This window comes from Sandarakinorhabdus oryzae (assembly GCF_009733735.1).
GTDB lineage: Bacteria > Pseudomonadota > Alphaproteobacteria > Sphingomonadales > Sphingomonadaceae > Sandarakinorhabdus > Sandarakinorhabdus oryzae.
In genome coordinates, this window is sequence record NZ_WNJP01000015.1 from 17227 (window position 1) to 33200 (window position 15974).

The 15974-nt window shown below is 66.2% G+C and carries 11 protein-coding genes; 4 read left to right on the plus strand and 7 right to left on the minus strand.

The window, feature by feature from the left end; translation table 11 throughout:
• Window positions 1–13 precede the first annotated feature (13 nt).
• Entirely contained in the window at window positions 14–271 is a 258-nt protein-coding gene (locus GJ693_RS02990; RefSeq protein ID WP_156254853.1) for an XrtV sorting system accessory protein, read from the minus strand.
• 107 nt (window positions 272–378) lie between these two features.
• On the opposite strand from GJ693_RS02990, the gene GJ693_RS02995 reads away from it, so the two are divergent.
• The 3 genes from GJ693_RS02995 to GJ693_RS03005 all read left to right on the plus strand — a co-directional run bounded on the left by GJ693_RS02995 (window position 379) and on the right by GJ693_RS03005 (window position 11180).
• Window positions 379–1845, plus strand: coding sequence for an undecaprenyl-phosphate glucose phosphotransferase (locus GJ693_RS02995; RefSeq protein ID WP_156254854.1), 1467 nt, complete (start codon window positions 379–381; stop codon window positions 1843–1845).
• A 198-nt stretch (window positions 1846–2043) separates the two neighbouring features.
• Window positions 2044–7557, plus strand: a complete 5514-nt coding sequence (locus tag GJ693_RS03000) for an AMP-binding protein (RefSeq protein ID WP_156254855.1) — start codon at window positions 2044–2046, stop codon at window positions 7555–7557.
• Window positions 7554–11180: an SDR family NAD(P)-dependent oxidoreductase gene (locus tag GJ693_RS03005; RefSeq protein WP_156254856.1), complete on the plus strand. Its 3627-nt coding sequence runs from the start codon at window positions 7554–7556 to the stop codon at window positions 11178–11180. Before GJ693_RS03000 ends, GJ693_RS03005 begins: the two co-directional genes overlap by 4 nt.
• Window positions 11181–11381: 201 nt before the next feature.
• Here GJ693_RS03005 and GJ693_RS03010 read toward each other — a convergent pair whose 3' ends face one another.
• The 6 genes from GJ693_RS03010 to rpmF form a co-directional block, all read right to left on the minus strand.
• Window positions 11382–12101, minus strand: coding sequence for a ParA family protein (locus GJ693_RS03010; RefSeq protein ID WP_156254857.1), 720 nt, complete (start codon window positions 12099–12101; stop codon window positions 11382–11384).
• Between the two features lie 8 nt (window positions 12102–12109).
• Window positions 12110–12475 carry a MerR family transcriptional regulator gene (locus tag GJ693_RS03015; RefSeq protein WP_156254858.1) on the minus strand — a complete coding sequence of 122 codons (366 nt, stop codon included), beginning with the start codon at window positions 12473–12475 and terminating at the stop codon, window positions 12110–12112.
• A gap of 30 nt (window positions 12476–12505) precedes the next feature.
• Window positions 12506–12808, minus strand: coding sequence for an integration host factor subunit alpha (locus GJ693_RS03020; protein ID WP_156254859.1), 303 nt, complete (start codon window positions 12806–12808; stop codon window positions 12506–12508).
• Window positions 12809–12959: 151 nt separating this feature from the next.
• Window positions 12960–13940 carry a beta-ketoacyl-ACP synthase III gene (locus GJ693_RS03025; protein ID WP_156254860.1) on the minus strand — a complete coding sequence of 327 codons (981 nt, stop codon included), beginning with the start codon at window positions 13938–13940 and terminating at the stop codon, window positions 12960–12962.
• A complete protein-coding gene (gene plsX / locus GJ693_RS03030) occupies window positions 13937–14998 on the minus strand; it encodes a phosphate acyltransferase PlsX (RefSeq protein ID WP_156254861.1) in 1062 nt (353 codons plus the stop codon). The genes GJ693_RS03025 and plsX overlap by 4 nt, the downstream gene beginning before the upstream one ends.
• 31 nt (window positions 14999–15029) lie before the next feature.
• Window positions 15030–15209, minus strand: a complete 180-nt coding sequence (rpmF, locus tag GJ693_RS03035) for a 50S ribosomal protein L32 (protein ID WP_156254862.1) — start codon at window positions 15207–15209, stop codon at window positions 15030–15032.
• A gap of 222 nt (window positions 15210–15431) precedes the next feature.
• Between rpmF and GJ693_RS03040 the strand changes: the two genes are divergently transcribed.
• On the plus strand, window positions 15432–15974 hold a 543-nt coding region (locus tag GJ693_RS03040; protein WP_156254863.1), incomplete at its 3' end, for an AAA family ATPase.

Here is a 15974-nt window from a genome sequence, read left to right on the forward strand (position 1 = left end):
TCGCCGGGCCTGGTCAGCCCTGCTTGAAGGGCTGAAGAACGCGCCAGATGAAACCGATGGTGGCGATGAACAGCGCCACGGCGCCCGCATGCATCACCACTTCGCCGGACTTCATCGCTTCGTTGCCGATGTAATTGGTCACCGCACAGCCGACCGCGGCCACCATATATTGCCAGAGATGATCACGGGCTTCACCCTGACTGCGCTGCAGAAACAGCACGATCAGGCCCGCGAAGGTCATCACCGTCAGCCAATCATATGGCGTTTCCATGCACGCTACTCCCTCGGACCGACCTCTATAGCAATTCGCGGCAGGCTGACCAGACTATTTAGGACCGTGTGTGCCAATTCATCGGTACTGTTGATCGGGGCTGCGCCATGAACAGCCAGAATCCGATCACGCCACCTGCCCCTGACGTTACAGCTGTTGCTGGCGGCCCCGGCGTCCCGCTCAGCCTGGCGATCCTGATCGTTCGGATGCTGGAATTCCTCGCGGTGGGCGGCAGCGGTCTGTGGCTGATCGCGTCGGCGCCGACGGATCTGGGCTTTAACGACGAGCTTTATGCCCGCATCACCCTGATCGCCAGCCTGGCCTTTGCCGTGCTGGCCGAAAGCCTGGGCAGCTACGATATCGAAGCGCAATTCTCGCTGCGGCTGGGCTGGCGGCGGGTGCTGATGGCCTGGACGATGGCCGCCCTGTTCCTGATCACCATGGGCTTCCTGCTGAAATCGTCGGAAAACGTGTCGCGCGCCTGGGCGATCAGCTGGTTTGCCACCGGCGGCGTCGCGCTGCTGTTCACCCGCGTGGTCACCACCATGTGGGTACGCCGCCTCAAGCAACGTGGCACCTTCAATGAACGCGTCGCCATCTTCGGTGCCGGACCGCAGGGCGTGCGCTTTGCCGAATATGTGCAGGCGCACGATCGGCTGACCATCACCCTGGTCGGCATCTTTGATGATCGCCGGCCCGATCGGTTGCCAACCGAAGCCGCGGGCGTGCCGGTGCTGGGCAATCTTTCCACGCTGATTGGCATGATCCGCGATGGCCTGATCGATCAGGTGGTGGTGGCGCTGCCCTGGGCCGCCGAACGCCGCCTGCAAGACGTGATGGCGCGGCTGGTGCTGACGCCGGTGAAGGTGCGGCTGGCGCCTGACCTCGTATCCTTCACCTTCGCGCACCGGCCGGTCGTCATCCTGGGCGACGTGCCGGTGATGACCCTGTTCGAACGGCCGATCTCCGGCCTGTCGGGCATTGCCAAGACGATCGAAGACAAATTGCTGGCGGCGCTGATCCTGGTGGCGGTGTCGCCGATCATGCTGCTGGCGGCGCTGGCCGTGCGGCTGGACTCGTCGGGCCCGATCCTGTTCCGCCAACCGCGCGAAGGTTTCAACAACAGCACCTTCCGCTGCTTCAAGTTCCGCACGATGTATCACGACCAGCTGGAGTACAAGAACATCAACCAGGCCAGCCGTGATGATCCGCGCATCACCCGGGTCGGCCGGTTCCTGCGGCGCACCAGCATCGATGAACTGCCGCAGCTGTTCAACGTGCTGATGGGTGACATGTCACTGGTCGGGCCACGCCCGCACGCCGCCTCCACCCGGGCCGGCGGTCGGCTGTTTTCCGATGTGGTGCAAAGCTATGCCGCACGTCACAAGGTGAAGCCGGGCATCACTGGCTGGGCGCAGGTGCGCGGCTGGCGCGGCGAGACCGACACCGAAGAGAAGCTGATCAAGCGGATCGAGCACGACCTCTATTACATCGAGAACTGGTCGATCTGGCTCGATCTCTACATTCTGGTGCGCACTGTCGGTGCCGTTCTGCTGCCCAGGAACGCCTTCTGAACCCGCTTGGCCGATGCCTGCGCACGGCTGGTCGTGACGCGGTGTCGCGCAAACCGGACAGAATGTCGCATGCGAAGCAAAATTGCCGTTGGCGTCTTGGCAGAGACATAATCTTTCCCTAAGCGCTGCCTTCATCAAAGTTTCCTGTCTGCTGGCCGGCCCTTGCCGAGCCAGCGGCAATGTTGGGCAGACAGAGCGATGTACGATCCCGCCGCCGCTTCGCGTGCGCCTGTTCCGATCCCCGGTGTCAACCCGGTGCGCACCCGTGCCGACTGGGATGCTATGCGCGCCGCCGTGCTGGCCGATCCCGGCGCGTTCCACGGCGATATCGCGGCGCGCAACCTGCACTGGCTGGTGGCTGTCGATGGCCGCACGGCGTGGCTGAGCCGCGATGCGCAGGGCCGCTGGAGCGGCTGGGACGCTGACACCGCTGCCCCGGTGACGGCCGACCTGCCCGCCGATTTTGCGCCCTGGACCCGCGCCTTCAATGCCGATGACGCGCCCAATTTCCGCTGGTTCGAAGGCGGCCGCACCAATGCTGCCTTCAACGAGCTTGATCGCCACGTGCTGGCCGGCCACGGCGCTGAAACCGCCTTCATCTTCGAAGGCGACCGTTGGGACCTGGCCGCCAATAATGGTCGCGGCGCCCCGGTTGATTGCGTGTCGGTCTCGCGCCGCCAACTGCTGCTCGAAGCCGCCAAGTGCGCGATTGCCTTGCAGAAGCTCGGCCTGAAGGCCGGCGACCGCATCGCGCTCAACATGCCCAACATCCCGGCCCAGCTCTACTGGACGGAAGCGGCCAAGCGCATCGGTGTCATCTACACGCCGGTCTTCGGCGGCTTTTCCGACAAGACATTGTCGGATCGCATCCACGATGCCGGCGCGCGCATCGTCATCACCGCCGACGGTGGCTATCGCAACGCCCAGATCGTGCCGTTCAAGACGGCCTATACCGACCCGGCGCTCGACAATTATGTGCCGGTCAATGTCGCGCTGCGTTTGCTCACTGATCGTCTGGGCGGCGAAGACCTTGGCTTGTCTGACGCCACCCGCACGGCCATGTCCGGCATCGTCACGGCGGCGCTGAAGGGCGAAGTCACTGTCGAGCGCGGCGACGTCATGCGCGGGCTGGGCCGGGCGCTGGCGGAACTGGGCAAGGACGGCCTGGTTGATGCCGCGCAATCCGCCCGCATCCGCATCGCCATCGCCGAGGCACTGGTCAGCACGCCGCCGCGCGTGGAGGCGGTGATTGTCGCCAATCACACCCATGTGCCCGATCTGGTCTGGCGTGACCGCGATCTGTGGAGCCATGACCTGACCAACGCCGCGCTGGCTGATATTCTCACCGCCGCGGGCCTGCCCGATGAGGCGGCGCTGCACGCGCTGGACGATGAAGCCTTCGTGGCCGCGATCTGGAAAGCGTCGAAGCCGCTGCCGGTCGATGCCGAATATCCGTTGTTCTTCATCTACACCTCGGGTTCGACCGGCAAGCCGAAAGGCGTCGTCCATGTCCATGGCGGCTATGCCAGCGGCATCATGGAGACGATGAAGGTCGCGTTTGACGCGCGTCCGGGCGACACCATCTTCGTTGTCGCCGATCCGGGCTGGATCACCGGCCAGAGCTACATGATTGCCGCCGCGCTGCTGAGCCGAGTCACCACCGTGCTGGCCGAAGGCTCGCCGGTGTTCCCGCATGCCGGGCGCTTTGCCGCGATGATCGAGAACCACGGCGTCACCATCTTCAAGGCGGGCGTGACCTTCCTGAAGGCGGTGATGACCGATCCGCAGAACCTCACCGACATCAAGGCCTATGACCTGTCGAAGCTGCGGGTCGCCACCTTCTGCGCCGAGCCCTGCTCCCCGCCGGTGCAGGATTTCGGCATGAAGAACATCACGCCGCAATATATCAACAGCTATTGGGCGACCGAGCATGGCGGCATCGCCTGGACGCATTTCTATGGCAATGGCGATTTCCCGTTGGCGGCCGATGCCCGCACCTTCCCGCTGCCGTGGATCGTGGGCGACGTGTGGGTGGAAGACGAAGCCGGCGACAGGCAAGCGACCGCGCTGCTGACCCGCGAGGGCAGCGACGGCGTGATGTGGCGCAAGGCCGGCAAGGGCGAGAAGGGCGAGATCATCATCGCCGCGCCCTATCCCTATCTGGCGCGCACCGTCTGGGGCGATCCGGAGAATTTCCGCGTGGAAGATGGCGTGGTTGCCTCTGGCTGGGCGGGCGACTCGGTGCGCTGGCGCGATGGTTATTGGAGCCGCTGGCAGGGCGTGTGGGCCTATACCCAGGGCGATTTCGCCGTGCAGGGCGATGATGACGGCTTCTCGCTGCATGGCCGCTCGGATGACGTGATCAACGTCTCCGGCCACCGCATGGGCACCGAGGAGATCGAAGGCGCCATCCTGCGCGACAAGGCGCTGAACCCGGAAAGCCCGGTCGGCAATGTGCTCGTCGTTGGCGCGCCGCACCGCGAGAAGGGGTTGACGCCGCTCGCCTTCATCACGCCGGCCCCCGGCCAGATCATCACCCGTGATGACGAGCGTCGCTTGGCTGATCTGGTGCGTAACGAAAAGGGCGCCGTGGCCGTGCCGGGCGATTTCATCACGGTGAGCCAGTTCCCCGAAACCCGCAGCGGCAAATATATGCGCCGCATGGTGCGGGCGCTGGTGGAAGGCACGCCCATTGGCGACGTCACCACGCTGAAGAACCCGGAAAGCCTGGACGAGCTGAAGCGCGCCATCACCAAATGGGAGCGCAAGCAGCGCCTGTCGGAAGACCAGGATATCTTCGACCGCTATCGCTATTTCCGTATTCAATACAACACGGTCGCGCCGGGCAAGAAGGTGGCGACGGTGTTCATCACCAACCCGCCGGTGAACGCGCTCAACGAACGCGCCATCGATGAACTGGTGATCGTCGTCGAGCATCTGTCGCGCCGTGACGATGTGGCCGCCGTGGTGTTCACCGGTGACGGCACCGCCAGCTTCGTCGCCGGCGCCGACATTCGCCAGTTCCTTGAAGAAATCCACACCGTCGAGGAAGCCCGCGTGCTGCCGGCCAACGCCCAGCTGGCGTTCGGCAAGATCGAGCAGATGGGCAAGCCCTGCGTGGCGGCCATCCAGGGCGTGGCGCTGGGCGGCGGCATGGAGTTCGCACTGGCCTGCCATTATCGCGTGGCGGAATCGCACGCACGCTTCGGCCAGCCTGAAATCCGCCTGCGCCTGTTGCCCGGCTATGGCGGCACCCAGCGCCTGCCGCGCCTGCTCACCGATCGGCGCGGGCCAGAGGGGATGCTCGACGCGCTCGATCTGATCCTGGGTGGCCGCAGCGTCGAAGCGTCGGCCGCGCTCGAGATGGGCGCCATCGATGCCATCGCCGATGGCTCAAATGACGCGCTCAGCCTCGCCCACGCCGCCGTGCGTGAGTTCGTCCGGCTCGGCGACACCAGCCATCTCGGCCGCGCCTGGGCCGAACGCCGCAAGGCCGCCAAGAGCGCGTGGCAACATGAAGGCCATGTCGATCTTGATGCCGCGCTGAGCGATGCGTTCGTCCAGCGCATCCTGAAGCAGCTGGAATGGGCCGGCCGCGGCAAGGCTGGCGAGCGCGCCATCGACGCGATCCGCACCGGCTGGAACCAGGGCATGGCCGCCGGCCTCGCCCGCGAAGCCGAATTGTTCGCGCAGGCCGTGGTCGACCCCGATGGCGGCAAGACCGGCATCCGCCTGTTCATGGACAAAAAGGCGCCGCCGCTGCCCGTCCGCCGCGACGGCGTCCATGTCGAAGCCGAATTCGACGCCAAGGCCCAGCGCCTGGAAGCGGCCGGCGACCTGCTGCCGGTCGGCGCGCCCTTCTTCCCCGGCATCACCCCGATCCCCGGCCATCAATATGGCTTCGGCATTGCGCGCAGCCCGGATACCGGCGCGCCGCAGTTCGGCCCGCCAGCGACCCACGAAAAGCAGCTGATCGTGCCGACGCCGCAGCCGGAGCCGAACGAGGCCTTGGTCTACATGCTCAGCTCGGAGGTCAACTTCAACGATATCTGGGCGTTGACCGGCATCCCCGTCTCCCCGTTCGACAATCACGAGGAGGATGTGCAGCTCACCGGCTCCGGCGGCCTCGCGCTGGTCGCGGCGCTGGGCAGCGAAGTGCGCGGGCAGGGCCGCCTCAAGGTCGGTGATATGGTGGCGGTCTATTCCGGCACCTCCGATCTCCTGTCCCCGCAGGCCGGGCGCGATCCGATGTATGCCGATTTCGCCATCCAGGGTTATGAGACCAAGTCGGGCAGCCACGCCCAGTTCCTCACCGTGCAGGCGCCGCAGTTGCACCCGGTGCCCGGCGATCTGACGCTGGAACAGGCAGGCAGCTACATTCTCAACCTCGGCACCATCTGGCGCTGCCTCTACACCACGCTGGAAATCGTTGGCGGCAAGACCATCTTCATCGAAGGCAGCGCCACCGGCACCGGCCTTGATGCGCTGAAATCGGCCAAGGCCAGCGGCCTCGCCGTGACCGGCCTGGTTTCCAGCCCGGCGCGTGCCGAATTCGTGAAGTCGAAGGGCGCCGTCGGCGCGCTCGACCGCACCGATCCGCGCTTCAAGTCGCTGTTCACGCCGGTGCCCGATGGCAGCAAGGCCGACTGGGCGGCGTGGGAAGCCGCAGGCGAGGCGCTGGTGGCCGAATACAAGGCCATCAATGGTGGCAAGCTGGCGGATTATGCCGTCTCTCACGCCGGCGAAACCGCCTTCCCGCGCTCGTTCCAGCTGCTGGGCGACGGCGGCGTGCTCGCTTTCTACGGCGCCTCGTCGGGCTATCACCTCAGCTTCATGGGCAAGAAGGGCGGCTCCGACCCCGTCTCCATGCTGGCGAAAGCGGGTGCGCGCGGCGGTGAGGCGGTGCTGATCTTCTATGGCCCGGGCACCACCCAATTGGCCGACGAGACCGGCCTGGAGATGATCGAGGCCGCCCGCGGCTTGGGCTGCCGCATCGTTGTCGTCACCAACACCGATGGCCAACGCGAGTTCATCCTCAGCCTCGGCTTTGAAGACGCGGTGGCCGGCGTCGTCTCCCTCGAAGGCATCAAGCGGCGGGAGGGCGCCAATTTCGATTGGCCCGATACCATGCCGCGGCTTCCGGTCGCCCGCGAGGATATCGAGAATTTCCGCGAGGCCGTGCGCCAGTTCCAGGACAAGACGCTGAAGCCGTTCGGCAACGCCGTCGGCAAGCTGCTGCGTTCGCCCGACAATCCGCGCGGCAACCCGGATATCGTGCTGGAACGTGCCGGGCAGGACACGCTGGGCGTGACGACGGCACTGGTGAAGCCGTTCACCGGCCGCGTGGTCTATTGTGAAGACATGGCCGGCCAGCGCTACAATTTCTACGCCCCGCAGGTGTGGACCCGCCAGCGCCGCATCATCATGCCGATGGCGGAAATCCGCGGCACCCACCTGTGCAACGCCTACGAAGTCACCCGTATGAACGACATGATCGCGGCCGGCATCCTGGATGTGACCGAGCCAACGGTGGTGCCGTGGGAGGGCCTGCCGGAGGCGCACCAGAGCATGTGGGACAACCGCCACACCGGCGCGACCTATATCGTCAACCACGCGCTGCCGGCGATGGGTTTGCGCGGCAAGGATGAACTCTACGAAGCGTGGGCGTCCCTTGGGGCGTCGTTGAGCGCAGACAAGGGGCAGGGGGAATGAACGCCATGGGCAAGACGACGGCGCAGGCCGCGCAAACGGGCCGGCTGGCCGGCAAGGTGGCGCTGATCACCGGGGCGGCCGGCAACCTGGGCGGCAGCATCGTGCGGCGCTACCTGGCTGAAGGCGCGACCGTGGTGATGAGCGGCCGCGACGCCGCCCGCACCCAGGCCGCGCTGGATGCCGCGGTGGCCGAGGTGGGCGGCACCGCCAGCATCGTCACCATGGACGGTTCCGACATCGAATCCGTGCGCGCCGGCATTGCCGAGGTGGTCGGCCGCCATGGCCGCATCGACGTACTGGTCAACAACGCCGGTTCGGCTGGCCCCAAGCAGGTGCTGGGTGATCTGCCGCTGCTGCGCGACGAACTGGACGGCACGCCCGACAGCGAGACGGTGGGCGACGCTGCCCGCAACATCATGGTGGTGGCCTGGAACCTCGTCCGCGCCGCCGCCCCGGCGATGGGCGAGGGTGGCAGCATCATCAACGTCTCCACCATTTTCAGCCGTACCGATTATTTCGGCCGCGCCGCATACACGGTGCCCAAGGCCGCGCTCAACATCCTGTCCAAGGGCCTGGCGCGCGAGCTCGGCACGCGCGGCATCAGGGTGAACCAGCTCTATCCCGGCCCGATTGCGTCCGAACGCATCCGCACCGTCTTCGCTGCCATGGACAAATTGAAGGGCGATGACGCTGGCAGCACCGCCAATCATTTCTTCAACCTGATGGCGCTCGAACGCAGCGTCGATGGCGAGCCCAGGGCCAAGACCTTCCCGACGCCGGCCGATATCGCCAATGCCTGCGTGTTCCTTGGCTCGGACGAGAGCGCGGCCTTTGCCGCCCATGATTTCGAAGTCACCCACGGCATGGCGGTGCCGCTCGAATCGCGCAGCGAATTCCTGCACCGGCCTGATCTGCGTGCCATCGATGGCGATGGCCACGGCATCCTGATCTCCGCCGGCAACCAGCTGGACGACGCTCTGGCGATGGCCGGGCTGTTCGCCGGGCAGGGGGCCAAGGTGCTGCTTGGCTTCCACGCCCAGGCCGCGCTTGATGACGCGGCGGAGCGTCTGCCGGCGGGTGTGAAAGCCGTGCGCTTCCCGCGCCACGATCACCTGGCGATGGACGCCGAACTGGCCCGTTTCACCGCCCATGTGGCGCCCATCGATGGCGCCATCATCCTGCCGACGCGCGGTCCAGGCTATTTCACCGGCGCACTGGCCGAGGCTGGCGATGCGGCGGTGGAGCGCTTTGTCGACGATGAGCTGGAAGGCGCCATCGCGGTTGCCCGCACGCTCGATCGCTACTGGCAGCAGGGCCAGGATCTGCCCGGCGATCCGCGCGTGCTGTTCATCACCAACCCGGATGATGGCGCCGGCAATGGCTGGGCCGATGTGGGTCGCGCCGCTATCGAGGAGTTGCTGCGCGTGTGGCGGGACGAAGCCCGTGTCGCCAGCCAGCAGGGCAAGACGCCGCGCCCGGTGTGGGGCAACCAGATTGTCCGCTTCGGCAACAACGAGCCGGAAAATCGCGACTTTGCCGCCGGCCATGCAGCCCGCTTGCTGCTCGGCGGCCGTGAGGTCGATGCCATCAATCTCTATATCCCGGCCAGCATCGCCAAGGCGACCGGCGCCCGCCGCGCGCTGGCGGGCACGGCCGAGAACATCACCGGGCTGCACCTGGGCAAGGTGGCGCTGATCACCGGCGGTTCGGCCGGCATCGGCGGTGCGCTCGCCCGGCTGCTGGCGCTGGCCGGCGCCAAGGTGATGATGGTCGCCCGCCGCGAGAGCGAGCTTGATGCCGCGCGCGAACGCATCGTGGGCGAACTGCAGGATATCGGCTTTGCCGGTGTGGAGCGCCGGGTGCGCACGCTGGCCGGCATCGATGTGGCCGACATGAAGAGCCTGAAGCACGCCGTTGACGAGACAGTGCGCGCCTTTGGCCGCATCGATTATCTGATCAACAATGCCGGCGTGTCGGGGGCCGAGGAGATGGCGGTGGACATGGGGGTCGACGCCTTCCGCCACACCCAGTTCGCCAATCTCATCTCCAACTATGCCCTGATGCACATGGTGGTGCCCATGATGCGCCGCCAGGGCTCGGGCTATATCCTCAATGTTTCGAGCTATTTCGGCGGCGAGAAGTTCCTCGCCGTCTCCTATCCCAACCGCACCGACTATGCGGTGTCGAAATCCGGCCAGCGCGCCATGGTCGAATCCATGGCCCGCCACCTCGGCCCGGAAATCCAGATCAACGCCATTGCGCCAGGCCCAGTGGATGGTGACCGGCTGGCGGGTCTCGGCGGCAAGCCCGGCCTGTTCGAGCGGCGCGGCCGGCTGATCCTCGAGAACAAGCGCCTCAATGCCGTCCACGCCGCCGTCATCAAGGCGGTGCGCGGCGGCGCGCCGGTGGCACAAGTGCTCTCGCGCCTGTCACGCAACGACAGCGTGCAACTCAGCCACGACAAGGCCAACCCGCAGGCGCTGCGCGACCTGGCGCTGGCCTGTGCGCGCGAGGGCGATGAAAGCTGCTGCTGGGATCGCTACATCCTCACGCCCGTGCTGGCCGCCAAGCTGCTGAAGCGCCTGCGGCTGGGCGGCTGGCTGATCGGCACCGACTGGCAGGACCGTGACGAGAATGACTGGCTGCTGCGGGTGCCGCCCGATGACATGCCGTGGCTGCCGGTCGCCCAGATCGGCCGCGAAGCCGCCAAGGTGCGCGGCGGCGTGCTGAGCCAGCTCCACCTCGGCAAGATGCCGACCGAGACCGAAGTGGCGCAGGCGACGGTGTTCTTCCTCGCCGATCGCGCCGTCTCGGGCGAAACCTTCATGCCGTCAGGCGGCCTCAACGTCGAACGCTCGCACACCGAGCGCGAACTGTTCGGCAGCCCCAAGGCCGAGCGCCTGGCCCAGATGGGCGGCAAGACCGTGTGGCTGGTGGGTGAGCATCTCGCCGATTATCTCGGCGCCGCCGCCCAGGGTTTCCTCGATTGCGACGTGGCGCGCGTGGTGCTGGTCACCGCCAGTGCAGCGGGTGCTGCAGCGATCAAGGCCAATATCAGGGACAGCGGTGACCGAGTGGAAAGCCTGGTCATTGACGGCGATATCGAGAGCGCGATGGACGCGGCGCTGGCAACGTGGGGTCACCCGACCACCATCGTCTCCACCCCGCTCAAGGCCCTGCCCGACCAGCTGTTCGACGCCGACAGTCCGCTGGATGGCGACGGCTTTGCCGACGTGGTCGAGCACAACCTGACCCATCATTTCCGCATCGCCCGCAAGGTCTCGCTGTTCGATCAGTGCCAGCTTGTGCTGGTCTCGCCCGATGTGCCGATGGGCGAGGGGGCCAAGGGTGCGTTTGCGCTGGCCAACTTCGTCAAGACGACGCTGCACGCCTTCACCGCCACCATCGCGGTGGAAAATGAGCGTCTTGTCCACGAGGTGGCAGTGAACCAGATCAACCTCACCCGCCGCGTGCGTTCGGAAGAGCCGCGCAACGCCGGCGAGCACGAGGAAGAGGTCCGCCGCTTCGCCCGTGCCGTGCTGCTGGCCGGGGCGCCGCTGCCGGATGCCGAGGACAGTCGTTATCGCAGCCGCATCTATCGCGGCATGTCGCTGACGGTGTGAGGCCAAACCCCTCCCCCCTCTGGGGGGAGGGTCGGTCGCTCCGTCCGGCCTGTCCTACGCGGCCAAAGCCTGTCATTGTGGCAGGGCTCGGACGATGCCTGGTCCGGGCCAGTGCGACCGGAAAAATCCCGGAATCGATACGAATCGTCAATTGTGTCAAAAACCCGAAACCGGGCCAGCTCTTTCAAAAGTCTGTGCTTTTTAGCCTGCCAGGCGCCGTTCCACGTCAGCCCACAGGCTGGTGATGGCCGTGGCAGCGGGGCTCTTGCGGCCCGCAAGCAGCGGCGTGCGCGTCGCCGTCATCGCCTCCACCGCGGCTGCATAAGGGATAACGGGCCAATCCGGCTTGGCCTCCAGCGCGGCCCGGTGCAGCGCCTTGCGGCGATCGGCCATCGAGAAGACCGGCAGCACAGCCGGCGGCGATTTCATTTCGGCGGCAAGATGGTCCTGCAACTGCGCCAGCGCCCGGGTCGAGAGCGGCGACGGGATCAGCGGCACCACGATAAGATCAGCAGCGCGGAACAATTGATCGGCCAGTTCGGTCAGGCCGGGCGGGCAATCGAGGATGATGCGATCATAGCGCTTCTCCAGTGATTTCAATGCCCTTTTGAGCATCTTCTCACCTTCGCCGGCAAGATCAGCCTCCAAGCGGCGCAGCGAGCGGTCGGCCGCCAGCACGTCGAGATTGGGAAAGGCAGTGGGCTGCACCAGGTCGGTCAGTTCGGCCTCTGTGAGGCCCTTCCGGGCTTTGGCGCCGGCGCGGGCTTCGACCTTGAGCAGCCAACTCGCAGCGCCCTGCGCATCCAGGTCCCAGAGCAGGGTGCGCCGACCCGAAAGGGTGGCGGCGGCATGGGCGAGGTTCACCGCCAGCGCCGTCTTGCCTACCCCGCCCTTGACGCTGAACAGGGCGATGCAGCGCATGAGACGCTTCAGGCCGCCAGGGCGGCGGCGAGGCGGTTGCGAATGGCGATCAAAGCCTGGCGATCAGGTGCGGCGGTCACTATTGCCGGGGCAGGGGCCGGTGATGGCGGCGCCGGCTCCTTGGCCACCACGCTCTTGCCGGCCAGCGCCAACTGGGCACCGCGGATGGTCATGCCGCCATCGTGCAGCAGGGTCTTGATCTGGCGCAGCAACGCCATGTCCACCGGCCGGTAATAGCGGCGGCCGCCGGCGCGCTTCAATGGCTGCAACTGGGGAAAGCGTGTTTCCCAGAAGCGCAGCACGTGCGCCGGCACCCCGATCTCGTCGGCAGCTTCGGAAATGGTGCGGAACGCGGTGTCGGATTTGTCGGTCACGCTCCAACCATCTCCCTGTCGTCCAGGCGCTTACTTGTTGATGGCTTCGCGCAGCAGCTGGCTCGGCCGGAAGGTGAGCACAGTGCGCGGCTCGATCGGCACTTCAACGCCCGTCTTGGGGTTGCGGCCGACGCGCAAACCCTTGTTGCGCAAGACGAAACTGCCAAAGCTGGAAATCTTGACATTGCTGCCGGCAACCAGCGCCTCGCTGATCCGGTCCAGCACCTGTTCGACCAGTTGCGCCGATTCCGTGCGCGACAGACCGATTTCGCGATGAACAGCGTCCGCCAGGTCGGCGCGCGTCACGCTCCCTGCTGAAGTCGTGGTAGCCATGCTTTTCCCCCCAGTTGCTGCGTGCCCGGCAGCAGTTTCGACCCAAACGGTGAGACCAATCGGCAAGCGACTCTTGTTATCGCGTGATTTTACGCGACTTTCTTTGCTTTGCGAGTCGAATTGTCACACCTGGGCGCGAGGTCTGCACTTCTTACCAGCGAACCGCAGCAGCGCCCCAGGTAAAGCCGCCGCCCATCGCCTCCAGCAGCAGCAGATCGCCCGGCTTCACCCGGCCATCACGCACGGCCACATCCAGCGCCAGCGGCACGGAAGCGGCCGACGTGTTGGCATGGCGATCGACCGTCACCACGACCTGATCGGGTGACAGGTTCAATTTCTTGGCCGTGGCTTCCAGGATGCGCAGATTGGCTTGGTGTGGCACCACCCAGGTCACATCTCCCGGCTGCAAAGACGCGGCCTCAAGAACCTCACCCATCACACTGGAAAGATTGACCACGGCATGGCGGAAAACCTCCTTGCCCTTCATCCTCAGCTTGCCCGTGGTGCCGGTTGAACCCGGGCCGCCATCGACATACAGCAGATCATTGTAGCGGCCGTCGCTGTGCAGCTTGGCGGCCAGCACGCCGCGATCGCTGGCGTTGTTTCCGGGTTGGACCTGCGCCTCCAGCACGATGGCGCCAGCGCCATCGCCGAACAGCACGGCGGTGGTGCGGTCTTCCCAGTCCAGGATGTGGCTGAAGGTCTCGGCGCCGATCACCAGCGCCCGGCTGTGGGCACCACTGGTCAGCAACGCGTCCGCGACAGTGAGGGCATAGAGAAAGCCCGAGCAGACGGCGGCGACATCGAAGGCGACGCCGTGGACCATTCCCAGTTTATGCTGGATCACGGTGGCGCAGGCCGGGAACGTCTGGTCCGGCGTGGCGGTGGCGACAACGATCAGATCGATGTCACCGGGCGTCAGGCCAGCGGCTTCTAGGGCGCTGCGCGCAGCGGCGGTGCCAAGATCGGAGGTGAACTCGCCTTCGGCGGCAATATGGCGGCGCTTGATGCCAGTGCGCTCATGGATCCAGGCATCAGACGTGTCGAGCCGGGCGGCCAGATCCTCGTTGGTGAGCACGGTCTGCGGCAGGTAGCTGCCGGTGCCGATGATCACGGAACGCCGCTTGCTCATGCCGCATCAGGCTCCAGCGTGGTGGCAAGTGCCATGTTGACCCCGGCAAGATCGTCGCGGATGCGGCGGCCAACATCGTCGATCACCAGATCATGCGCCACGCCGATGGCGTTGGCGAGGCCGCGGGCATTGGCACTGCCGTGGCTTTTCACCACCAGGCCGTTGAGCCCCAGGAACACCGCGCCGTTGTGGGCATTGGGATCGAGATGGGCACGCAGCGATTCCAGCGCCCCGCGGGCAATGAAATAGCCGAGCTTGCCCCAGATCGAGGAGCGGAAGGCATTGCCGAGCAGGCCAGTGACCAGCCGGCTGGTGCCTTCGGCGGTCTTCAGGGCGATGTTGCCGGAAAAGCCGTCGGTCACCACCACGTCGGTGTCGCCCTGGCCGATCTTGTCGCCTTCGACAAAGCCCATGAACTGCATTGGCAGGCTGGCGCCGCGCAGTACGGTGGCGGCAGCGCGGATCTCGCCGGTGCCCTTCAACTCTTCCTCACCGATGTTGAGCAGGGCGACCTTGGGCCGCTCCAGCCCCAGCACGGTGCGCGCAAACGCCGCGCCCATCACGGCGAACTGCACGAGGTTGGTGGCATCGCATTCGGTGTTGGCGCCCAGGTCGAGCATCACCGATTCGGATTTGAGCGTGGGTAGCACGGCGGCCAGCGCCGGCCGATCGATGCCCGGCATGGTGCGCAGGGCAAACAGACTCATTGCCATCAGCGCGCCGGTGTTGCCGGCCGAAACCGCGGCATTGGCTTCGCCGCGCTTCACCGCGTCGATGGCGAGGCCCATGGAGGTGGTGCGTGCCCGGCGCAGCGCTTGGCTGGGCTTGTCGCTCATGGCGACGACGTCATCGCTGTGGACGATGCGGGCGCGGGCGGCCAGGTGCGGCCAACGCGCCAGCTCGGCAGCAATCACCTCTTGCCGGCCAAACAGCAGGAACGACAGTCGTGGATAGCGTTCGGCCGCAATATCAGCCGCGGCAACGGCTTCAGCCGCACCTGCATCGCCGCTCATCACATCGAGCGCGATGACCGGACCCCCGTTTGGCGTGCCTGTCATGAGAACCGGGCCAGCCCGACGGCCGCCAGGATCAAGCTTCGACGGCGACGACTTCGCGGCCGTTGTAGAAACCGCAGGCGCCACACATGTTGTGCGGCAGCTTCAGCTCACCGCAGTTCGGGCATTCCTGGAACTGGGTGGCCGTCAGCGCGTGGTGGCTGCGACGCATGTTGCGGCGGGAAGGCGAGGTCTTGCGCTTGGGAACGGCCATGAGGCACCTGTATCCATCAATCTGAAATCGGTCAGTGATCCGCCGTCCAGTGTCTGCGCTTCGGCCATGACGAATGGCCCGGCCGCCAACTCCGGATCGACGAAGGAACGGCGGCTATATTCGATTTTGGCTCAAGTGCAAGCGGGAATGGCATTTCGGGGCCACCAGCGCCTGCGAAAATGTCTCTACCGCGTGGGCTGCGCAATCGGCTAACACGAGGCTGTGCTGACCGCGCTTGCCATCCAGAATGTCGTGCTGATCGAGGCGCTGGCCATCGAGTTCGCGCCCGGCCTCGTCGTGCTCACCGGCGAAACCGGGGCCGGCAAGTCGATCCTGCTCGATGCGCTGGGGCTGGTGCTGGGCAATCGCGCCGATGCCGGGCTGGTGCGGGCCGGGGCCGATGTGGCGCGGGTGGTGGCAGAATTCGCGGTGGGCGATGACCATCCGGCCCGCGCCTTGCTGGCCGAGAATGAGCTGGAGGCCGATGGCGCCATCATCCTGCGCCGCCAGCTGAAGGCCGATGGCGGCAGCCGGGCCTTTGTGAATGACCAGCCGGTGTCGGCCACGCTGCTGCGCGAACTCGGCGCGGCGCTGGTCGAAATCCATGGCCAGCATGACGAGCGCGGCCTGCTTAGCCCCAAGGGTCACCGCGCGTTACTCGATCAATTTGCTGGCCATGGTGACCATCTGCTGGCCGTGCGTGCCGCCTGGGAGGCCGCGCGGACCGCGCGGGAGGCCGCCGTGGCCGCGCGGGAGCGGCTGGCG